Genomic DNA, 21,079 nt, shown 5'->3' on the forward strand with positions numbered 1-21,079 from the left:
GCGGTATTCGCCCTCATCCGGCAGGCCCGGCCGACAACCTCCTACAGCCCCGGCCGGGCCCTACTCCCCTTAAGGAGTGCTCACAGCATGACGGAACTCAGCACGGAGCCGGTAGCCGTCGAGACGGCGCCGCCCGCACCGCCCCCGCCGCCCGACAGCCCGCCGGCCGCGGCCAAGGACGGGAAGGAGGTGGAGCACACCCCGGGTGGGTGGCCGGTCGTCCCGCTCGCCCTGACCGGGGCGAACAGCACCGTCGGCATGGTCGCCGCGGCGTCCCTGGCCGGCGGCCCGATCGCGGCCATGGTCGCCGCCACCGGCATGGTGGTCCTCGGCACGGTCGCCGCCACCCGTTCCCGCAAGCCCAGCACCCGCCGCGACACCCGCAGGCAAGCCGCCCGCGCCGCCGGACGTGCTACAGCCCGCAGCGCAGGCCTGCGCCACGGCGGCATGACCGGCGGCAAGTCCGGAACCCGTTCGGCCGGCTCCCATGCTGCTCGCGCGGGCGGCCGGTCGGGCGGTGTGCCGGGGCAGCACCGCCGCGGCGGCGGGCTGGGCGCTCGCCACGCCGACACCGGTACTGCCGCAGGTCACAAGTCCCGCGGCACGACCGGTCCGGGTGCGTCCCCGCGCGCGGCCGGTGGCGGCGGCAGGGTCGGGCAGATACGGGCCCTGCGCGCCTCGCAGCAGGCCGCCGCCGGATCACGGGCCGCACAGCGGACGCAGACCACAGCGGCCCGCCGCGCGGTCGCCGACGCCGGCCGCACCGCCAACACCCGTGCTGGCAAGGGCGGGTTGGGTAAACGTGCCGGTCTGGCCAGCCGCCTTGCGGGCAGCGCCGTCCGCAAGGCCCGCACCGCGCGGGACGCGGCCATCGCCAAGCAGCGTGCCCGGCGCGACGCCAAGACGGTCGACACGGTGGCCGCGCAGCGTGCCGCGGTCCGCAAGGCCCCCGCGCGCAAGGCCGCCCGCAAAGCACTGCACCGGTCCGCGGCCCGCTTCCACGGCCGCCGCCTGCTCGCCGCCCTGCTCGCCCTGCCTATCGGCCTGCTCGGGATGCTCACCACCCCCCTGGGGCGCAAGTTCGGCATCCCGGGGCTGATGTATCCCGGCCGCCGCCTGTACGGGGCGATCACCGGTGCCGCGGCCCGGCAGCGCACCGAACGCGACGGCGCGATCCGCGAGGACCTGCGCGAGCAGGAAGCCGCCGCGGACGCGGAAGCCACCGAGGACGGCACCCAGGGCATCGCGGACAGCGTCGAACGGCCCGCCACCAAGGTCCCCACCCCCACGACACCCGAGGTCAGTGAAGGAGAGCACGTGTCCGGATTCCGGTTCGAAGAGGCCGCCTCCGAGATGGAGCAGGCCGCCAACGCCTACGACCCCGAGAACGCCATGGAGATCCTCGCCATGGTCGAAGGGCTCCCGGCCGCGCTGACCAGCGTGGCGAACGTGATGAAGATCCTCGCGGAGCGCTCCGATTCGGAGTTCCCGCTGGAGAAGGAAGTCGCGGACGGCTTCAACGACATCTTCGGCGCCCTGATGAGCGCCGTTGCGGTCGCTGAGGACATGGGCCCGCTGTTCCGGCAGGTCCACGAGCAGGACATCGCCCGCCACGAGGACCCCCGCAACGGCCACGACGCTGAGAAGGGCTGGAACGTCTGAGATGAGCAGCACCGCCACCACCAAGAAAGCCGGTAGTGGCCCGGTGCTGGACTGGGCGGCCGGTCACGGACCCGTGACCGGCGCCCTGTCCGCGACCACCGGAGCCTTCGCCATCGCCACCACCGGCGCCGCCACCGCCATGCCGCCCGGCTGGGCCCTCGCTGTCGGCGCCGCGGGCGCTCTGGGGCACACGGTTGTGGGCCTGCGGGTGCGCAACGCCGGCCGGACCCTGGCCACCCGCGCCGCGTCCTGGCTCATCGGAGCCGGATGGACCACGTGGGCCATGACCCACGGCCCCCTGACCTGGGCCGCCCTCGGCTCGCTGGCCACCGTCGGCGTCGGTATCGGCGCCGCCGCCCGCAGCGCCGCCCTGTACGAAGAGGCCCGCGAAGAGGAAGCGCTCACGGCCGAACACCGGCAGGTCGCCTCGGAGTTGTCCGCGGAGCGCCGGGCCGTCGCCGCGGAATGGGCCGACCGGATCCAGCGCGTGTGCTCCCTGACCGTGCGGGTGCTGGGGGTGGAGATGTGGGAGACCGGCACCGGGTTCTCGATCGATGCCGAACTCCCGCCCGGGGGCGCCACCTACGCCAAAATCGCCTCCGAGTCCGCCCGGCTGTCCGCGGACGCACGCCTCCCGCACGGCTGCACCGCCACCGCCTCTCCCGGCATCCACCAGGGGCGGGTCATCATCGACGTGACCACCGTCAACGTCCTGGAAGAAGAGCGCACCTACCCCACCGACTACAGCGTTCTGTCGCTGCACACGGGCATCCCGTGGGGCTACCGGACGAACGCGGAGCACATCCTCGCCTACCTGCGCGAACAGTGCGCCCTGGTCGTCGGCCCCACCGGATCGGGCAAGACCAACATGGTCCACGCGATCCTCGCCGGGTTCGCCCGTGCCGAGGACGTGCTGACCTGGGTGATCGACCTGAACGCCGGATCCGCCGGCCTGCCCTGGGTGCTGCCCGCGCTCAACGGACAGATCCAGACCGAGGACGGCGAGCCTGTACGGCCGGGCGTGGACTGGCTCGCCGGAACGTTCGACGAAGCCATGACCATGCTCGACACCGCCGTCCGCGTCGCCAAGCAGCGCAAGATGGGCTACCAGGACCTGCTCGCCCAAGCCAACACCGACCTCCTGCCCGTCAGTTCGCGGATCCCTCAGATCATGCTCGTGATCGACGAGGGTGCGGAGATCCTGGCCAGCCCGGACCGGCAGATGCGCAAGATGGCGGAGAAGATCCTCGAAGTCATCCGCATCGCCCGCGCCATGGGCCTGCGCACCGTCCTGACCGCGCTGGGGGCGACCGGCAGCGTGCTCGGGAACCTGATGATCCGCCGGGAGGCCAAGGTCCGCGTCGCCCTGACCGGGGGTGAGACCGAGGGCATGGACCTGAGCAAGATGTTCCCCGGCACCCGCGGCCTGCGCGTCGACCAGGCCCCGTACAAGGGCGCCGGGTTCATGGGCACCCCCGAGTCGCCGGCCGGGCTGTTCAAGGCGTGGCGGATCCTGCCCAACCAGATCCGGGACATCATCGCCGCCACCTCGGAGCGCCACCCCACCCTGGACGACGTGTCCGTGAAGGCGGCCGGGCCCGCCTACGTCCGGCGCTGGGACGCGGAGCGCACGGCATGGATGCGTGAGCAGACCCCCGACCAGGGCACCGACGCGGATGCGTACGGGCTGGCGTCGGGGCTGAAGCTGTCTGCGTTGGGTGAGGGGGCGGGGGAGGTCTTGCCGGAAGACGAGATGCTGGCCCGCTTCCGCGCGGAGATCGACGCGCAGTTCGCCACCGCCGCCGACCCGCACACCCCGGCCGAGCAGGCCCCGCCGGCCGCCTCGGGCGGGCTGAACCTGTCGGCGCTGCGCGGCGAGCAGGACAACTCGGCTCAACAGGCCGCGCTCGCCCTGCTACTCGCCGCCGGCTCCGAGGGCACCGGCGCATCCGCCATCGCCCGCGCGCTGGCCGACGAGTACGGCACGACCCGTCAGACGGTCGTCGGCTGGCTCAAGACGTGGGTCACGGACGGCACCGCCGTCCGGGTCGGGGAGGGCACCAAAGCCCGCTACGTCCACCACCGCAACGCACCCCAACCACCCCCCGACCAGTGATCACTTGTCGCCTGTCACCCCGCCAGAACACAGGCCGCCACGACCGCCCCCAGGGGGCCGGAAACGGCTTGTGAACTGGGAGGCGACAAGCGACAAGACAAGACAAGCGACAAGCCGCACGACAAGCACAGGCGACAAGCAACGCGACAAGCCACCACGCGGGCAGCACCCCGGAAACGGGTGCTGCCCGCCCTCGTTTCCGGGAGGTCGCTCGTGATCGTGACCCTGTCCGCCGTCGCACTCTTCGGAGTGCTGGCCCTCGTCCTGCTGCGCGGCCGTTACCTCGGCCCGTTCAGCGCCCTCGTCCTCTTCCTCTTCGGGTTCTTCACCGCCGGCACCGGCGCCGCCGGACCCGTCCGCGCCCTGTGCCTCGCGCTCGCCGACGCCGCCCGCCACCTCACCTGACCGCCGGGAGAACACCGCCATGCACGAGTACGAGAACAGTGCGGCCTGGCAGCCGCGGATGACCGACGCCGAAGTCACCGCGGAAGCCCGCCGGATCATCGCCGACGCCTACCGGCCCGCCAACCAGATGCCCACCGCCTACCGCGACACCAGCCCCCTGCCCGCCTACGGCACCACCCCGCCCGTCCCACAGCCCGACCGGCGAATCGTCCCGGCATGGGCCGCGGGCACCGCCGTGGCCGGTATCGGCGTCGGCGCCACCTGCGTCGGCATCGGGTGCGGAATCTGGCTCGCCTGCCAGGGATTCGCCGCCGTCACCCTCACCTCCGTCCTGTTCGTCACCCTGCCCATCGCCGGCGTCGCCGCGGTCGCCACCGCCCTCGGATCCGCCCTGCGCTCCCTGCGGGGTGCCCGCACGGAGACCCACCACCACTACGCCGGGCCCGTGCGGCAGGAGACCAACCAGATCACCGCACCCGCGTACGGGCTGATCGCCCGCAACCGCAACGAACTCAACCGCTGACCAGGAGATCCGTGTTCGAGATCCGCGTCATCTGCGAGCCGGCCGACGCCGACCGCATCACCCAGCACCTGGCCGACGCGTTCGCCACCGGCCCGGCACGCCAGTACCCCACCCGTGACCACCAGCGCGTGCGCCTGTACTTCACTGCCGACCACCAGCCCACCAGCCTTGAGAGCGAGTGACCATGTCGTTCGGAGAAACCCCGATCACCCTCGTCGGCAACCTGACCGACGACCCCGAACTGAAGTTCACCGAAGGCGGCGCCGCGCTCGCCAAGTTCACCATCGCCGTGACCCCGCGCAGCTTCGACCGCGCCGCCAACCAGTGGAAGGACGGCACCACCGCCTTCTACCGCTGCGCCGCCTGGCGCACCCTCGCCGAACACGTCGCCGACAGCCTCAGCAAAGGCTCCCGCGTGGTCGCGGCGGGCCGGATGCGCCAGCACGACTGGACCACCGACCAGGGCGAGAAGCGCTCCATGCTCGCCGTCGAAGTCGACGACATCGGCGCGTCCGTCCGCTTCACCACCGTCACGGTCAACGCCAAGCGCACCGGGCAGAACGGCCCGGCCGGCACCGACCCGTGGGCCACGGCCAACGGTTCCGCCGCCGCCGGATCGGACGCCGAACCCCCGTTCTAGCTGCGCCCGGGGCGACCGCCTCTCTCGCCAAAGACACGCGGTCGCCCCGGCAGTCCAGTCCCGTCCAAGAGACTTGGAGAACTTCAGCATGACCCATCCCGCCGCACTGCCGGAAGGCGGCAACGTCAGCCTGTGCACCGGCTCCGCCGCGCTGGACTTGGCCGTGGAAGCCGTCACCGGCCTGACCACGGTCCTGGTCGGTGAGAAGGACCCGGCCGCCTCTCGGCTGCTCGCCTCCCGCCTCCCCGGCGCCCGCAATCTCGGGGACATCACCGCGGTCGACTGGCCCGCGCTTGCCGCCGGTATGCCGCGTCCGGCGGCGCTTACCGCCGGGTTTCCCTGCCAGGACATCTCCAACGCCGGACCTCGGGGAGGGATCGCCGGTGACCGCTCCGGACTCTGGAAAACCATCGCCCAAGCCGTTCGCCACCTTCGACCCCGGCTCGTCTTCCTGGAAAACGTCGCCGCCCTGCGCAGCCGCGGGCTCGACGTCGTCGCCGCAGACCTGGCCGCGATCGGGTACGACGCGCGGTGGATGTGCCTACGCGCTGGAGATCCCGAGGTCGGAGCCTGCCACCGCCGCGACCGCTGGTTCGCCGTCGCGTATCCCGCTGCTGAAGACCCCCACCTCACAGCTCGGCAGGAACGGCGGACCGCAGCACCCGGACAAACGCAAGGCCGGGGGGCACGGGCCCACGCTGGAGGACGAAGTGGTGTTCTTGCTGCCCCCGGCGGAGGCCTGAGGCTGCTGCCCACGCCGGCCGCCGCCGACGGGACCGGAGGGCCCGGTACCTCACCGAAACGGCGGGGCGGGATGAACCTGCGTACCGCTGTCACGCTGCTGCCCACTCCGGCGGCACGCGACTGGAAGTCCGGCGCCTCCAACCTGATCGGCGTCAACTCCCGGCCGCTCAACGAGGTCGTGGTCAACCTCCTGCCCACCCCCAAGGCCTCGGACGGACCGCACGGCGGACCCAACCAGCGCGATACGGCGGGCAACTACTACCTCCCCGGACAGGCCGTCAGGTTGGACGGGCGGTGGGTGGCCACCAACGGCACCGACTACGGGCCTGCCATCCGCCGCTGGGAGACGGTCCTGGGGCGGCCCGCGCCGGAGCCGACCGAGGCGGGCACGAAGGGCAACCGCCGGCTGTCCCCGGCGTTCGTGGAATGGATGATGGGCGCTGATCCCGGCTGGGTCACCAGCCCGGAACTGGGGCTGTCCCGCTCCGACCAGCTCAAGATCCTCGGCAACGGCGTCGTCATCCACCAGGCCCACTACGCCTACCGCGCGCTGCTCGCCGCCCTCGCCGCCGACGCCGAAGTCACGGCACCTGCCGCGCCGTCCCAGCTCGCCCTGGACATCGCCTGAAGACGCCCGGGGCGACCGCCTCTCCCGCCAAAGACACGCGGTCGCCCCGGCCAACCAGTCCGCAACAGACCTGTTGGAGGCATCCAGCATGACCCAACCCACCCCTGCGCTGCGAGCGGCCCTCACGCTCGCCGCCGCCGGCGTGCCCGTGCTGCCCCTGCGGCACGGCAAGGTACCCGTCGGCAACTGCCCCGCCTGCACCCGCAACGCGTGCGGCGGACGGCCGAACATGAAGACCTCCGGCCCCTGCATCTGCCCGGCCCCCTGCCACGCGTGGGCCGCCGCCACTACCGACCCGCACATCCTCACCTCGCCCGCATGGGCGCCCGCCTGGCGTGAAGCCGTGGGAGTGGGCTACCACCCCGGCGGCGCCCGCCTCACCGTCGTCGACCTCGACACCCCCGACGCCGTCGCCTGGGCACAACGCCACCTGCCCGCGACCCGGACCGTGGCGACCCCACGCGGCCAGCACTGGATCTACCAGGGCACCATGCCCTCCAGCAACGCCGTCCGCCCCGGCATCGACCTCAAATCCCGTAGCCAGTACGCCCGTTGGCTCGGCCCCGGCACCGGACGCATGGCCGCTCTGCCCGCCGCCGTGCGCGCCCTGTCAGCACGGAAAGAAGCCACCCCGCCCCCCGGCGCGGGGGTGGCCTCTTCCCCCCACGAACGCACCGCGTGGGACCGGACGGTGGCCACCGGCTGCCGCCACACCGACGCGTACGTCCGCACCGGCCTGGAACGCGGCCTGGCCAAGATCCGCGAACACGCCGAATCCGGCGCCGGCTCCCAGGCCTTCGGCGTCGCCCGCTTCCTCGCCGCACAGCACACCACCTGCCCCGGACCCTGCGGGCTGGAGCTGATCGCCTCGCACATCACGGACGCCGCGATCTCCGTCGGTGTCCCCGCCGACTACGCGGGCCGCGCGGTCGCCAACGGCCTCTCACAAGGCAGCCGGCGGGCCTCATGACCCATCGCCCCAACCAGCCCCCGAGCGGCCTTCGCTCCGCCCCACGCGGCCTACCCACCCATGAGCCGGGCGGCCGAAAGAGCGACGCCGAAGGCGTCCTTTCAGCTCTTCGTTCTAACCCGCACCCGACCGCCCATCCCCGCCACGACAGCGAGGACCCGACACCGGACCGGCCGGAGATCCGCATCTACGCCCCGCCGGTCTACCGCCACCCCTACGACGGCGCCCGGTGGTCCAAGCGCTACGGCAACACCCCCACCGCCGCTTACGCCTGCCCCTGCGGCCAGACCGGCACCGCCAAAGGACGGGACGCCGTCGCCGACCTGGTCACCGAGTACGAAGACCACAAGCACCTCTGCACGGGAACTCGCGCCCCGCACACCGAAAGGAGGAACGCAGCATGACCGGCACCGTGCCCGCTCCGTCCATCGACGGCGCCGCGCTGCTCGATGAGGTCGAAGCGTTCCACCGCCGCTTCAACGTCTTCCCCACCGAGCACGCCTACGTCGCCGTCGCCTTGTGGGACGCGCACGCGCACCTGATGGACGCGCTCGACGGCACCGCCCGCATCGCCTTCCTCAGCCCCGAACCGGGCTCCGGGAAGTCACGGGCACTGGAGATCATCGAGACCCTCACCCCGCGCTCCGCGACCACCGTCAACGCCTCCGCCAACGCCCTGTTCCGGCTCGTCTCGGCCGACGAGGGCACCCCGACGCTGCTGTTCGACGAGATCGACACCGTCTTCGGGCCGAAAGCGGGCGGGAACGAGGAAGTCCGCGGGTTCCTCAACTCCGGCTACCGTCGCGGCGCCAAGTCCCTGCGCTGCATCGGGGACGGCTCCGACCAGAAAGCCGCCTTCCTCCCGTCGTTCTGCGCGGTCGCCATGGCCGGACTCGGCTCGCTCCCGGACACGATCCTGACCAGGTCCGTCATCATCCGCATGCGCAAGAAGGCGCCCAACGAGAAGTGCGAGCCCTACCGGCGCCGCGTCCACGAGAAGCAGGGCCACGCCCTGCGCGACCGGCTCGCCGACTGGGCAGCCCCCCTGCACGACCAGATCGCGAACGCCTGGCCGGACATGCCCGAAGGCGTCACCGACCGGCCGGCCGACGTGTGGGAACCCCTGCTCGCGGTCGCCGACGCGGCCGGCGGGCACTGGCCCGAACGCGCCCGCGCCGCCTGCGTCGCCCTCATCAAGGCCGCGCGGGAAGGCGACGAAGCCTCCCTCGGCGTGCGGCTGCTGACCGACCTGCGCGACCGCGTGTTCTGCGGAGTCGACAAGCTGCCCACCGCCGCCATCCTCGAAGTTCTCCTCGGCATCGACGACGCGCCGTGGGCCGACATGAGCGAGGACGGGCAGCAGATCAAGCCGCTCACCGCCCGCGCCATGGCCAAGCTCCTGAGCCAGTACGTCCGCCCCGACAACACCCCGATCAAGCCCAAGGGAATCCGCGTCGGCAGCACCACCCCCAAGGGCTACTACGCGGAGGACCTCAGCGACGCGTGGGCCCGCTACTGCACCCCCCTCCCCGGAGAATCCGCAACATCCGCAACAGCCGCAACACCGCAGGTCAACGGGGGTGAAATTGTGGCGGATACCCCTTCCGGGACCCGCCACATGTTCGCGGAATCCGACACACGCACCCTCCGCAGCGTCGGCTGACCAGCCGTACCCCACGGTGCCGCCACGTGCCCCGAGTGGCGGCACCTATCCGCAACACAAACAGCATCCGCCACAGATTCAAGCCGCTGACCAGCAATGTTGCGGCGTGGCGGATGTTGCGGATCCCTGAGAGCCCCAGAGCACCGGAGGAGTACACCCCGATGAGTACCCCCGCACTGGTTCCCACCCAGTTGCTCTACACCCCGGAGGAAGCCGCCAAGGTTCTCCGCTTCGGCCGCTCCACCGTGTACGAACTCATGGCCGCAGGCGACCTGAAGTACGTCAAGCGCGGCCGTTCCCGCCGCATCCGCTGGGACGTGCTTGAGGCCTACGCGAACGGCCTCGAACTGCTCCCAAACTGACCAAGACCAATCGAAGCCGCCCCGGACACACGTCCGGGGCGGCTTCTCGCATGGAGGAGTGCATGAGCACCCGCAACCCCAACATGGAGTCGTCCATCTACGAGGGCAGCGACGGTTGGTGGCACGGCCGCGTGACCATGGGCGTCAAGGACGACGGCAGTCCCGACCGGCGCCACCGCCGGGCCCGGACACCAGCTGAGGTCAAGCGCAAGGTCCGTGAACTGGAAGACCTGCGCGACAAGGGGCGCGCGCCCAAGGCCGGCCGCAAGCCGACCGTGGAGCAGTGGATGACCACCTACCTCACCGACATCGCGTCACTGAATCTCAAACCGCGCTCCTTGGACGACTACTGGTCCAAGACCAGGAACGACATCATCCCCGGCATCGGGAAGCACCGACTCGACAAGCTCCAGCCGGAGCACCTGGAGCGGATGTACCGCGTCATGCTCAACGAGGGACACGCTCCCTCCCACGTGCTCAAAGTGCACCGCATCCTGTCGCGCGCGCTGAAAATCGCCCACCGCCGCCGGTTGGTCGTTGAGAACGTGGCCACCCTCGTTGACCCCCCAACGGTCGACGAGACCGAGGCCAACCCGTTCACGACGGAAGAGGCCAAGGCCTTCCTGGAGGCCGCCGCCAAGCGGCCCACCTTCATGCGGTGGTGCGTCGGTGTCGGTATGGGCTTCCGGCAGGGCGAGACCCTCGGTCTCAGGTGGCCGTACGTCGACTTCGGCAACGAACTGTTCCGCCCTCAGTGGCAGCTTCAGCGCCTCACCTGGCGGCACGGCTGCAAGGACCCTCGCGCGTGCGGCGCGAAGTTCCATCGGTTCGAGCCGTGCCCGGACGGCTGCACCACCCACGAGGGTTACAAGCGCGGCTGCCCGAAGCCGTGCCCAAAGGGCTGCACGGGGCACGCCCGCGCATGCCCCGACCGGAAAGACGGCGGCCTGGTCTTCACCCGCCCCAAGACCAAGAAGAGCCGGAACGCCGTACCGATCCCGCCGCCGTTCATCCCGTACCTGCGCGAGCACAAGGCACAGCAGGAAAAGGCCCGCGCCGAAGCCGCGGACGCGTGGGAGGAACACAAGCTGGTCTTCTGCCGGCCGGACGGACGTCCCCTCGACCCCCGGCAGGACTGGGAGGAGTTCAAGGAGCTGTTGGCGGAAGCCGGGATCGACGACCGCCGCCTGTACGACGGCAGTCGGCACACCGCCGGCACGATCCTGAACGAACTCGGGGTCGACATGCCCACGATCATGGAGATCCTGCGGCATACCCAGATCAGTCAGACCCGACGGTACGTGCAGGGTCGGTCGCACCTCTCGAAGGATGCGATGCGTCGCATGGGGGACCACTTCATGCCGCGCCCGGCCAGCGCGGATACCGCGCCGGAACCCTCAACTGAGACCAGAACTGAGACCGGCGAAAGCCGCGCCGCCCGCGCGCAGCGTCGCCGCCGCATCCGCTGAACGAGAAAACCCAGCTCAGACACCGTCTGAGCTGGGTTTCTGTGGAGCCGCTTTCGGGATTCGAACCCGAGACCTACGCATTACGAGTGCGTTGCTCTGGCCATCTGAGCTAAAGCGGCGCGTCGCCCGCACTATGGTGCGATCAGCGACTTCGGTAAGTCTACACAGTTTCCGGGGGTGCTCCGTACATGCCCCGGAGCGGGGGCTCCGGGGCCGGGCGCAGGGGTTATGAGCAGCGCTTTCCCTCTGCCGGCGGGGTGCCGTGGAGGAGGTAGGTGTTGATCGCGGAGTCGATGCAGGTGCTGCCCCGGCCGTAGGCGGTGTGGCCGTCGCCGACGTAGGTGAGGAGGCGGCCCGAGGAGAGCTGGCCGGCCAGGGACTGGGCCCAGGGGTAGGGGGTCGCCGGGTCGCGGGTGGTGCCGACCACGACGATGGGGGCGGCGCCCTTCGCCACGATCCGGTGCGGCTCGCCGGTCGCGCGCACCGGCCAGTACGCGCAGTTCAGCGACGCCCACGCCAGGTTCGGTCCGAACACCGGGGACGCCTTCTCGAACTCGGGCAACGCCTTCTCGACCTCCCCGGGGGTGGTGAAGGCGGGCGGCAGGTCCAGGCAGTTCACCGCGGCGTTGGCGAACATCAGGTTCGAGTAGCGGCCGTCGGCGTCCCGCTCGTAGTAGCTGTCGGAGAGGGCGAGCAGACCCGCGCCGTCGTTGTCCTTCATCGCCGTGTGCAGGGCGTCGCGCAGCTGCTCCCACTCGGCCTGGTCGTACATCGCCGCGATCACACCGGTCGTCGCGAGGGACTCGGTCAGTTTGCGGCCGTCGGGGTCGCCGGTCGGGACGGGGTGCGCGTCGAGCTTCTTGAAGAAGGTGCTGAGGTTGTCGGCGATCTGCGTCGGGGTGCTGCCCTTGTCGCCGAGCGGGCAGTCGGCGCGCTTCGCGCAGTCCCTGGCGAAGGACTGGAACGCCGTCTCGAAGCCCGCCGTCTGCTGGAGGTTCAGCTCGCGCGCGGACAGGGACGGGTTCATCGCGCCGTCCAGGACCATCCGGCCGACCCGGTCCGGGAAGAGGCCGGCGTAGGTCGCGCCGAGGAAGGTGCCGTAGGACGCCCCGACGTAGTTCAGCTTCGGGTCGCCGAGGACCGCCCGCAGGATGTCCATGTCCCGGGCCGAGTCGACGGTGGAGACATGGCGCAGCAGCTGCGCCGAATGCTTCCCGCAGGCCTCCGCGAACGTCTTGAACTCCCCGACCAGCCGGTCCGTCTCCCGCTGGTCGTCGGGGGTCATGTCGGTCTCGGTGAACGTGTCCATCTGCGGCCCGTCCAGGCACTCGACGGGCTCGCTGCGGGCGACCCCGCGCGGGTCCACGGCGACCATGTCGTAGCGCGCCCGCACCTCGGCGGGGTAGCCGATGCCCGCGTACTGCTGGAGGTAGTCCACCGCCGAGCCGCCGGGTCCGCCGGGGTTGACCAGCAGCGATCCGAGCGGTTTCGCCTTGCCGGTGGCCTTCTTGCGGGCGACCGCCAGCCGGACGTCACCCGCGCCGGGCTCGGCGTAGTCCAGCGGGGCCTTCATCGTCGCGCACTGGAAGCCGGGGACGCCGCAGTCGCGCCAGGTGAGCTTCTGGTCGTAGTACCGCGCCAGCGCGGACGGCGTCGCGCGGGGCAGCGCGGCCAGCTGGGCGGTGCCGGCCGACGTGGACGCGGACGTCGCCGTCGCCGTCGACGCGCTCCCCGCGGAGGAGCACGCGGAAGCGAGCAGGACGGCGGCCGAGAGCAGGACGGCCGCCATGGTCCGGGTGCGGGCCCGGGGTCGAATTCGGTGCTGGCGGGGGATTCGCCTGATGTGCATCAATCGAGCGTAACGCCGAGAAATGATCTCCGTGCGGTGCGCGGTGACTGTGGCTCGTACGGGTGACCCGGGTCAACGCCGTGCACGCCACCCAGGGGTCGGAAGGCCGTCGGAACCGGACGCGCCGCCAGTCTCAGCCCGGTCTCAGCAGCCCGGTCTCAGCAGCCCGGTCCCAGCCCGGTCTCGGCCCGGTCCTAGCCCGCTCTGAGGGCCATCGTCATCGCCTCCACCGCCAGCAGCGGCGCCACGTTGCGGTCCAGGGCCTCCCGGCAGGCGGCGATCGCCTCGATCCGGCGCAGCGTGGCCTCGGGCGAGCCGGCGCGGGCGAGCCGGTCCAGAGAGTCCTCGGCGTCCGCGTTGGCGATCGCGACCCTGGAGCCCAGCTGGAGCGCGAGGACGTCGCGGTAGAAGCCGGTCAGGTCGGTGAGGGCGACGTCGAGGCTGTCGCGCTGGGTCCTGGTGCGGCGGCGCTTCTGCATGTCCTCCAGGTCCTTCATCACGCCCGCCGTACCCCGCGGCAGGCGCCCGCCCTGGGCCGCGCCGAGCGCCGCCTTCAGCTCCTCGGTCTCCTTGCCGTCCATCTCCTCGGCGAGCTGCTTGGCGTCCTCCGCCGCCGCGTCCACCAGCTCCTGGGCGGCCTTCAGGCACGCGCCGACCTCGTCCAGCCGCAACGGCAGCTTCAGCACGGCCGCGCGGCGCTCGCGGGCGGCCGGGTCGGTGGCCAGCCGGCGGGCCCGGTCGACGTGTCCCTGGGTGGCGCGGGCCGCGGCTGCGGCGGCCTGCGGCTCGATGCCCTCGCGCCGGACGAGCATGTCGGCGACCGCGTCCACCGAGGGAGTGCGCAGGTTCAGGTGGCGGCAGCGGGAGCGGATGGTGGGCAGCACGTCCTCCAGCGAGGGCGCGCAGAGCAGCCAGACCGTGCGGGGGGCGGGCTCCTCGACGGCCTTGAGGACGGCGTTGGCCGACTTCTCGTTCAGCCGCTCGGCGTCCTCGACCAGGATGATCTGCCAGCGGCCGGTCGCGGGTGCCGTGTACGACTTGCGGACCGTGTCGCGCATGTCCCTGACCAGGATCTCGGCGCCGACGGCGGCGACCGTGGTGACGTCCGCGTGGGTGCCGATCAGCGCGGTGTGACATCCGTCGCAGAAGCCGCAGCCGGGGACGCCGCCCAGGGCGCGGTCGGGGCTCACGCACTGGAGGGCGGCGGCGAAGGCCCGCGCCGTCTGGTTGCGGCCGGCGCCGGGCGGGCCGGTGAACAGCCAGGCGTGTGTCATCTTCGACGACTCCGGCGGCGGCCGGTCGGTCGCCGCGGCGGTGACCAGGGCGTCGGCGTCCCGGGCGGCGGCGGTGAGCACCTCGCTCACCCGCTCCTGCCCGACGAGGTCGTCCCACACGGTCATGGGTCACGCCGCCCTTTCGTCATAGGTACCGGTCCCGTTCGTCATAGGTGCCGGTCACGCACCGGTCCCGTACCGGTCAGAGGATCCGGGCCCGTTCCCGTCGGTCTGCGCGGGCCGAAGTCCGCCGGGTCCGTGGTCCGGCCTCCATTGTGCGGGTGCCCACTGACAACGGGGGCGGCGCCGGTCGGAATCCCCGACCCGCACCGCCCCCGTGGCAGAACCCTCAGCCGCGCCGGCCGCGGCCCCGGCGGCCCCGCTCGTCGTCGTACTCGGACTCGTCGTACGACCCCAGCAGCTCGTCCGCCAGCGACGGCAGGTCGTCCAGCGGGGTCTCCTCGGCCCAGTCGGGCCGGGGGCGCCGGCGGGCCGAGCCGTCGGCGCCGGTACCGGCGTCCGCGTCCGCGTCGACCTGGGGCATCTCGCGGGTGCGGTCCTCGGAGCCGTCGGGGTTCCCGCCCGCCCGCTCGTCCCGGAAGAAGCCGGACGGCATCCGGTCCGCCGGGGCGTCGGCGGGGGCACCGGCGTCGTCGCGCACAGGGGGCAGCACGGCGGTCTCGTCCGCCGCTCGCGGCGGCACCGGCGGCAGTACGGCTGTCTCGTCGGCCGCACCCACGGGAGGCAGCACCGCCGTCTCGTCGGCGGCGCCCGGCGTCACCGGCCGCAGGACCGCCGTCTCGTCGGCCGCTCCCGCGGGCCGCACCGGCGGCTGCGGCAGCTCCGCGGTCACCTCGGCCTCGGACTCCGCACCGGACTCCGCGCGGGACTCCGCACCGGACTGTGCGCCGGACTCCCGGGAAGCGGGCGCCCGCTCGTCGCGCACCGGGCGCAGCACCTTCGTCTCGTCGTCCCGGGCCTCCGGCTTGCCGTGCGCGGCCTCCGCCTCCGGCCTCACCACCGGCGTCGGCATGGTCGTCGCCTCCGGGGTGACGCCGGGGGCCCTCGGCGGGCGGGCGGCGGACTGCTGGGCGGCCACGTCGGCCGCTGCCGCCGCCTCCGCCGCGGCGCGCCGCGCCTGCTCGGCCTTGAGCAGGGCCTCCTCGGCCTTGCGCTGCTTCTCCAGGCGCCGTTCCTCGGCCTCGGCGCGCAGCCGGGCCTCCTCCTCGGCCTGCCTGCGGCGCTGTTCCTCCTCGGCCTTGCGGCGGGCCTCGGCCTCCGCGCGGGCCTTCTCCTCGGCGAGCAGCCGGGCCTGCTCCTCCTCGGCCCGCTTGCGCGCCTCCTCGGCCCGCAGCCGGGCCTCCTCCGCCTGCCGTTCGGCCTCGCGGCGCTGCGCCTCCTCCAGCTCGCGGCGCTTGCGCTCCTCCTCCTCGGCGCGGAGCTTGGCGAGCTGCTCCTGGCGCTCGCGTTCGACCCGCTCCTCCTCGGCCTTGCGCGCGGCCTCCAGCTCGGCCTTGCGGCGAGCCTCCTCCTCGGCGGCCTTGCGCGCCTCCTCCGCGGCCTTGATCTCGGCCTCGGAGAGCGGCAGCACGGTGTCGAGCCGGGCCCGGATGACGGTGGTCACCGACTCGGGCTCCTGGCCGGCGTCGACGACCAGGTAGCGGCCGGGGTCGGAGGCGGCGAGGGTGAGGAATCCGGCCCGTACGCGCGCGTGGAACTCGGCGGGCTCGGACTCCAGCCGGTCGGGCGCCTCGGTGAACCGCTCGCGGGCGGTCTCCGGCTCCACGTCCAGCAGGACGGTCAGGTGCGGGACGAGTCCCGCGGTCGCCCAGCGGTTGATGCGGGCGACCTCGGTCGGGGACAGGTCGCGGCCCGCGCCCTGGTAGGCGACGGAGGAGTCGATGTACCGGTCGGAGATGACGACCGCGCCGCGCTCCAGGGCGGGCCGGACGACGGTGTCGACGTGCTCCGCGCGGTCGGCGGCGTAGAGCAGGGCCTCCGCGCGGTGCGAGAGACCGGCGGACGAGACGTCGAGGAGGATCGAGCGCAGCCGCTTGCCGACGGGGGTGGCGCCGGGCTCGCGGGTGAGGACGACCTCGTGGCCCTTGGCCCGGATCCACTCGGCGAGGGCCTCGGCCTGGGTGGACTTGCCGGCGCCGTCGCCGCCCTCCAGGGCGATGAAGAAACCGTTGGCCGTGGGGGCCTGCACCGGGTCGTCGCCGCCGAGCAGCGCGTCCCGCAGGTCGTGGCGGAGCGGTACGCCCGCGCGGTCGTCGACCTTCGCGAGCACCAGGGCGGCCACCGGCAGCAGCAGCGCGCCGACCAGCATCAGCGTGAACGCGGCACCGCCGTGCGCGAACACGAACTTGCCGTTCTCCAGGCGGTGCGGCCCGATCAGCGAGGCCACCAGGGGCGCGATCAGCGCGCCGAGCGCCACGGCGACCCGGACCACCGCGTGCAGGTGCTCGGTCGTCCGCGTCCGGCGGGAGTCCTCGGTCTCCTGGTCGAGCAGGGTGTGCCCGGTGTTGGCGGCCACGCCCGCGCCGATGCCGGCCAGCGCCACGATCAGCAGCACGGTGGTGACGTCGGGGACCAGGCCCGCGGCCAGCAGCGCGACGCCGGTGAAGGCGATCGCCAGGAACAGCAGGCGCCGGCGGGAGAGCGTCGGGAGCAGCGCGGGGGCCGTACGGATGCCGACGGCGACGCCGCCGGTCAGGGCGAGCACCAGCAGGCCGTACAGCACCGGGCCGCCGCCCAGGTCCGCGGCGTGCAGCACGGCGACGGCGACGGCGGCGGCGATCGCCCCGGCGATCGCGGCGCAGGCCAGCACCAGGATCGGGATGGCGCCGGTACGGCCGGTGTCGGTGCCCGCGGCGGTCTTGGGGCGGCGCAGGCCCTCCAGCGGCGACCGCGCGCGCGGGGTGCGCGTGCCGGGCACCTCCAGGTAGACCAGGACCGAGAGGGACGCGGCGAACAGGCCCGCCGCCAGGTACGAGCCGAGGGCCGCCTGGTGCTGGGCGAACCAGGCGATGCCCGTGCCCAGCAGGTTGTTGACCAGCGACGCGACGACCAGGGCGGCGGCTGCGGCCGGGACCGTCAGGAACGTGGTCCGCAGCGAGAGGCGGCGCAGGGCGTCCAGGTGGTCGGGCAGCGGTCGTACCGTCGCGCCCTCCGGGGGCGGGGCGGGCAGCAGCGCGGGGGCCGCGCTCTCCCGGCAGACGGTCCAGAAGCGCTCGGCGACCCCGGTGACGAAGGCCGTCGCCAGGACGAACGTCAGGGCGTCCGCCGGGGTCCAGTCGATCCACAGGGGCGCGATGATCAGCAGGACCGTGCGCAGGCCGTCGGCGCCGACCATGGTCCAGCGGCGGTCGAGCGGGCCGTCCTGCGCGGTCAGCGTGGTGAGCGGGCCCAGCAGGACGGCGCCGAAGAGCAGGGTGGCCAGAATGCGCACCCCGAAGACGACCGTCACCGCGAGCGCCGCACCGCGGTAGCCGCCGCCGAAGGAGCCCTGGGCGACGGCTGCCTGGAGCGTGAGCACGACAAGGACCAGCAGCGCGAGGCTGTCGCCGATCCCGCTCACGAGCTGGGCGCCCCACAGGCGCCTCAGTTCGGGTCGGCGCAGCAGCGCGCGGACGGCGCGCTCGCGGGAATCCGCTACCAGCGCGTCGTCCGGGTCTGTCTGGGGGGCCGTTGGCTGCTCGGCTCGCGTCATGCTTTCAGCCTATCGGCAGCCGCAGACAGCCCGCGGCGACCGTCCACAGGTACGCACGCCCCGACACCAAGTTGATGCCGGGGCGTACACAATGCGAAGCCGATGTGAGGACCCAGGAGCGCCTCGGCCGCCCCAGGACGGCCGATTCAGCCCTCCCCGACCGGCTGAGGCGAGCGGGCTCAGTCCTCTCCGGCCGTCTTGGCGGCCGTGGCCTTCTTGGCGGCCGTCTTCTTCGCGGCCGTGGCCGTGGTCGTCTTCTTCGCGGCGGTCTTCTTGGCCGCCGTCTTCTTCGCCGGTGCGGCCTTCTTGGCAGCCGCGGCCTTCTTGGCGGGCGCCTTCTTCGCCGTCTTCTTGGCGGGCGCCTTGGCCCGCTTCTCGGCGAGCAGCTCGTAGCCGCGCTCCGGGGTGATCTCCTCGACGCTGTCGCCGGAGCGCAGGGTCGCGTTGGTCTCCCCGTCGGTGACGTACGGCCCGAAGCGGCCGTCCTTCACCACGACCGGCTTCTCGCTGACCGGGTCGGTGCCCAGCTCCTTCAGCGGCGGCTTGGCGGCGGCCCGGCCGCGCTGCTTGGGCTGGGCGTAGATCGCCAGCGCCTCTTCGAGGGTGATCGTGAAGAGCTGGTCCTCGGAGGTGAGCGAACGCGAGTCCGTGCCCTTCTTCAGGTACGGCCCGTAGCGCCCGTTCTGCGCGGTGATCTCCTGGCCCTCGGCGTCGGCGCCGACGACCCGCGGCAGCGACATCAGCCGGAGCGCGTCCGCCAGGGTGACCGTGTCCAGGGCCATGGACTTGAAGAGCGAGGCCGTGCGCGGCTTGACCGCGTTCTTGCCGGTCTTCGGGGTGCCCTCGGGGAGCACCTCGGTGACGTACGGGCCGTAGCGGCCGTCACGGGCGATGATCTGGTGGCCGGACTCCGGGTCGGCGCCCAGCTCGAAGTCGCCGCTCGGCTTGGCGAGCAGCTCCTCCGCGAGCTCGACGGAGAGCTCGTCGGGGGCCAGGTCCTCGGGAACGTCCGCGCGCTGGTGGCCCTCGGAGTCCTTCTCGCCGCGCTCGATGTACGGGCCGTAGCGCCCGACCCGCAGCACGATGTCGTTGCCCACCGGGAACGACGACACCTCGCGCGCGTCGATCGCGCCCAGGTCGGTCACCAGCTCCTTGAGGCCGCCGAGGTGGTCCCCGTCGCCATTGCCTGCGTCGGCGGCGCCGCCCGTGGCGGTGCCCTCGCCCTCGCCGAAGTAGAAGCGCTTCAGCCACGGCACGGCCTTGGCCTGGCCTGCGGCGATGCGGTCGAGGTCGTCCTCCATCCGGGCGGTGAAGTCGTAGTCGACCAACCGGCCGAAGTGCTTCTCCAGGAGGTTGACCACGGCGAAGGAGAGGAAGGACGGCACGAGGGCCGTGCCCTTCTTGAACACGTATCCCCGGTCGAGGATCGTGCCGATGATCGACGCGTACGTCGACGGGCGGCCGATCTCGCGCTCTTCCAGCTCCTTGACCAGCGAGGCCTCGGTGTAGCGGGCCGGGGGCTTGGTGGCGTGCCCGTCGACCGTGATCTCCTCGGCGGACAGCGGGTCGCCCTCGGTGACCTGCGGCAGCCGGCGCTCGCGGTCGTCCAGCTCGGCGTTCGGGTCGTCGGCGCCCTCGACGTAGGCCTTGAGGAAGCCGTGGAAGGTGATCGTCTTACCGGAGGCGCTGAACTCGACGTCCCGGCCGTCGGCGGCGGCGCCGGCGATCTTGACCGTGACGCTGTTGCCGGTCGCGTCCTTCATCTGGGAGGCGACCGTCCGCTTCCAGATCAGCTCGTAGAGCTTGAACTGGTCGCCGGTGAGGCCGGTCTCCGCGGGGGTGCGGAAACGATCTCCCGAGGGGCGGATCGCCTCGTGCGCCTCCTGCGCGTTCTTGACCTTCGCGGCGTAGGTCCGCGGCTGGGCCGGCAGGTAGTCGGCGCCGTACAGCTGCGTGACCTGGGCGCGGGCCGCCGCGATGGCGGTGTCGCTCAGCGTCGTGGAGTCCGTACGCATGTACGTGATGTAGCCGTTCTCGTACAGCTTCTGGGCCACCTGCATGGTGGCCTTCGCGCCGAAGCCGAGCTTGCGCGAGGCCTCCTGCTGGAGGGTCGTCGTACGGAACGGGGCGTAGGGCGAGCGGCGGTACGGCTTGGACTCGACCGAGCGGACCGAGAACCGGGTGTTCTCCAGGGCGGCGGCGAGCGCGCGGGCGTTCGCCTCGTCGAGGTGGAGGGTGTTCGCGGTCTTGAGCTGTCCCAGCGAGTCGAAGTCACGGCCCTGCGCGACGCGCTTGCCGTCCACGGCCTGGAGGCGGGCGACCAGAGACGACGGGTCGCTCGGGTCACCGGCCCGGCCGGTCCCGAAGGTGCCGGTCAGGTCCCAGTACTCGGCGGACCGGAACGCGATGCGCTCCCGCTCCCGCTCCACCACGAGCCGGGTCGCCACGGACTGGACACGGCCGGCCGACAGGCGCGGCATGACCTTCTTCCACAGGACCGGCGAGACCTCGTAGCCGTAGAGGCGGTCGAGGATGCGGCGGGTCTCCTGGGCGTCGACGAGCTTCTGGTTGAGCTGGCGCGGGTTGGCGACGGCAGCCCGGATCGCGTCCTTGGTGATCTCGTGGAAGACCATCCGCTTGACGGGGATCTTCGGCTTGAGAACCTCCTGGAGGTGCCAGGCGATGGCCTCGCCCTCGCGGTCCTCATCGGTGGCGAGGAAGAGCTCGTCGGACTCCTTCAGCAGGTCCTTGAGCTTCTTGACCTGCGCCCTCTTGTCGGCGTTGATCACATAGATGGGCTGGAAGTCGTGCTCGACGTCCACGCCGAGGCGCCGGACCTCGCCGGTGTACTGCTCGGGCACCTCCGCGGCGCCGTTCGGAAGGTCACGGATGTGCCCGACGCTCGCTTCGACGACGTATCCGGGGCCCAGATAGCCCTTGATCGTCTTCGCCTTGGCAGGGGACTCGACGATGACGAGTCGGCGGCCGCCCTGTGCGGTCTCGCTGGTCGGGGACAACTTCGCTCTTCTCTCCGGTCGACGCTGGGGCCTCCCCAGGCCTTG

Annotated in this window: 16 protein-coding genes and 1 tRNA gene; 12 read left to right on the plus strand and 5 right to left on the minus strand. The window is 72.4% G+C overall.

Annotation, left to right across the window (positions count from 1 at the left end; genetic code table 11):
- Positions 1–87 precede the first annotated feature (87 nt).
- The 12 genes from AB0D74_RS28625 (at position 88) to AB0D74_RS28680 (ending at position 11,182) form a co-directional block, all read left to right on the plus strand.
- Complete coding sequence (locus AB0D74_RS28625; RefSeq protein ID WP_362593038.1) at positions 88–1,662, plus strand: hypothetical protein; 1,575 nt, start codon at positions 88–90, stop codon at positions 1,660–1,662.
- Position 1,663: 1 nt separating this feature from the next.
- A complete protein-coding gene (locus AB0D74_RS28630; protein WP_362593041.1) occupies positions 1,664–3,778 on the plus strand; it encodes a hypothetical protein in 2,115 nt (704 codons plus the stop codon).
- Positions 3,779–3,991: 213 nt separating this feature from the next.
- On the plus strand, positions 3,992–4,183 hold the full coding sequence (locus AB0D74_RS28635; RefSeq protein ID WP_362593044.1) for a hypothetical protein: 192 nt from the start codon (positions 3,992–3,994) through the stop codon (positions 4,181–4,183).
- 19 nt (positions 4,184–4,202) lie between these two features.
- Positions 4,203–4,706 carry a hypothetical protein gene (locus AB0D74_RS28640; protein WP_362593047.1) on the plus strand — a complete coding sequence of 168 codons (504 nt, stop codon included), beginning with the start codon at positions 4,203–4,205 and terminating at the stop codon, positions 4,704–4,706.
- Positions 4,707–4,717: 11 nt separating this feature from the next.
- A complete protein-coding gene (locus AB0D74_RS28645; RefSeq protein WP_362593051.1) occupies positions 4,718–4,888 on the plus strand; it encodes a hypothetical protein in 171 nt (56 codons plus the stop codon).
- Between the two features lie 2 nt (positions 4,889–4,890).
- Complete coding sequence (ssb, locus tag AB0D74_RS28650; RefSeq protein ID WP_362593054.1) at positions 4,891–5,346, plus strand: single-stranded DNA-binding protein; 456 nt, start codon at positions 4,891–4,893, stop codon at positions 5,344–5,346.
- A gap of 88 nt (positions 5,347–5,434) precedes the next feature.
- Positions 5,435–6,718, plus strand: coding sequence for a DNA cytosine methyltransferase (locus AB0D74_RS28655; RefSeq protein WP_362593057.1), 1,284 nt, complete (start codon positions 5,435–5,437; stop codon positions 6,716–6,718).
- An 88-nt stretch (positions 6,719–6,806) separates the two neighbouring features.
- On the plus strand, positions 6,807–7,688 hold the full coding sequence (locus AB0D74_RS28660; RefSeq protein ID WP_362593059.1) for a bifunctional DNA primase/polymerase: 882 nt from the start codon (positions 6,807–6,809) through the stop codon (positions 7,686–7,688).
- Positions 7,685–8,092 (plus strand): hypothetical protein, encoded by a 408-nt coding sequence (locus AB0D74_RS28665; protein WP_362593062.1) that lies wholly within the window; start codon positions 7,685–7,687, stop codon positions 8,090–8,092. Before AB0D74_RS28660 ends, AB0D74_RS28665 begins: the two co-directional genes overlap by 4 nt.
- Positions 8,089–9,351, plus strand: a complete 1,263-nt coding sequence (locus AB0D74_RS28670) for a DUF3631 domain-containing protein (protein WP_362593065.1) — start codon at positions 8,089–8,091, stop codon at positions 9,349–9,351. Before AB0D74_RS28665 ends, AB0D74_RS28670 begins: the two co-directional genes overlap by 4 nt.
- 161 nt (positions 9,352–9,512) lie before the next feature.
- Positions 9,513–9,713: a helix-turn-helix domain-containing protein gene (locus AB0D74_RS28675; RefSeq protein ID WP_362593068.1), complete on the plus strand. Its 201-nt coding sequence runs from the start codon at positions 9,513–9,515 to the stop codon at positions 9,711–9,713.
- Positions 9,714–9,775: 62 nt separating this feature from the next.
- Positions 9,776–11,182 (plus strand): tyrosine-type recombinase/integrase, encoded by a 1,407-nt coding sequence (locus AB0D74_RS28680; protein ID WP_362593071.1) that lies wholly within the window; start codon positions 9,776–9,778, stop codon positions 11,180–11,182.
- A 42-nt stretch (positions 11,183–11,224) separates the two neighbouring features.
- On the opposite strand, the gene AB0D74_RS28685 is transcribed toward AB0D74_RS28680, so the two are convergent.
- The 5 genes from AB0D74_RS28685 to topA form a co-directional block, all read right to left on the minus strand.
- Positions 11,225–11,301, minus strand: a tRNA-Thr gene (locus tag AB0D74_RS28685).
- Positions 11,302–11,408: 107 nt separating this feature from the next.
- The gene (locus AB0D74_RS28690) at positions 11,409–13,031 is read right to left on the minus strand and encodes an alpha/beta hydrolase (protein WP_362593074.1); all 1,623 of its coding nucleotides are present in this window, start codon (positions 13,029–13,031) and stop codon (positions 11,409–11,411) included.
- Positions 13,032–13,225: 194 nt separating this feature from the next.
- The gene (locus tag AB0D74_RS28695; protein WP_362593077.1) at positions 13,226–14,431 is read right to left on the minus strand and encodes a DNA polymerase III subunit delta'; all 1,206 of its coding nucleotides are present in this window, start codon (positions 14,429–14,431) and stop codon (positions 13,226–13,228) included.
- 223 nt (positions 14,432–14,654) lie between these two features.
- Positions 14,655–18,017 carry a dTMP kinase gene (gene tmk / locus AB0D74_RS28700; RefSeq protein ID WP_362593081.1) on the minus strand — a complete coding sequence of 1,121 codons (3,363 nt, stop codon included), beginning with the start codon at positions 18,015–18,017 and terminating at the stop codon, positions 14,655–14,657.
- A 179-nt stretch (positions 18,018–18,196) separates the two neighbouring features.
- On the minus strand, positions 18,197–21,034 hold the full coding sequence (gene topA / locus AB0D74_RS28705; RefSeq protein WP_362593084.1) for a type I DNA topoisomerase: 2,838 nt from the start codon (positions 21,032–21,034) through the stop codon (positions 18,197–18,199).
- Positions 21,035–21,079 lie beyond the last annotated feature (45 nt).

This window comes from Streptomyces sp. NPDC048278 (assembly GCF_040652195.1).
Lineage (GTDB): Bacteria > Actinomycetota > Actinomycetes > Streptomycetales > Streptomycetaceae > Streptomyces.

Excerpts from the sequence above, each read along its gene's own strand:
- AB0D74_RS28665 (WP_362593062.1), top strand. The coding sequence starts at position 7,685 with ATGACCCATCGCCCCAACCAGCCCCCGAGCGGCCTTCGCTCCGCCCCA.
- AB0D74_RS28625 (WP_362593038.1), top strand. The coding sequence starts at position 88 with ATGACGGAACTCAGCACGGAGCCGGTAGCCGTCGAGACGGCGCCGCCC.
- AB0D74_RS28655 (WP_362593057.1), top strand. The coding sequence starts at position 5,435 with ATGACCCATCCCGCCGCACTGCCGGAAGGCGGCAACGTCAGCCTGTGC.
- AB0D74_RS28675 (WP_362593068.1), top strand. The coding sequence starts at position 9,513 with ATGAGTACCCCCGCACTGGTTCCCACCCAGTTGCTCTACACCCCGGAG.
- AB0D74_RS28680 (WP_362593071.1), top strand. The coding sequence starts at position 9,776 with ATGAGCACCCGCAACCCCAACATGGAGTCGTCCATCTACGAGGGCAGC.
- tmk (WP_362593081.1), bottom strand. The coding sequence starts at position 18,017 with ATGACGCGAGCCGAGCAGCCAACGGCCCCCCAGACAGACCCGGACGAC.
- AB0D74_RS28630 (WP_362593041.1), top strand. The coding sequence starts at position 1,664 with ATGAGCAGCACCGCCACCACCAAGAAAGCCGGTAGTGGCCCGGTGCTG.
- AB0D74_RS28640 (WP_362593047.1), top strand. The coding sequence starts at position 4,203 with ATGCACGAGTACGAGAACAGTGCGGCCTGGCAGCCGCGGATGACCGAC.
- AB0D74_RS28695 (WP_362593077.1), bottom strand. The coding sequence starts at position 14,431 with ATGACCGTGTGGGACGACCTCGTCGGGCAGGAGCGGGTGAGCGAGGTG.
- AB0D74_RS28690 (WP_362593074.1), bottom strand. The coding sequence starts at position 13,031 with ATGCACATCAGGCGAATCCCCCGCCAGCACCGAATTCGACCCCGGGCC.
- AB0D74_RS28670 (WP_362593065.1), top strand. The coding sequence starts at position 8,089 with ATGACCGGCACCGTGCCCGCTCCGTCCATCGACGGCGCCGCGCTGCTC.
- ssb (WP_362593054.1), top strand. The coding sequence starts at position 4,891 with ATGTCGTTCGGAGAAACCCCGATCACCCTCGTCGGCAACCTGACCGAC.
- AB0D74_RS28660 (WP_362593059.1), top strand. The coding sequence starts at position 6,807 with ATGACCCAACCCACCCCTGCGCTGCGAGCGGCCCTCACGCTCGCCGCC.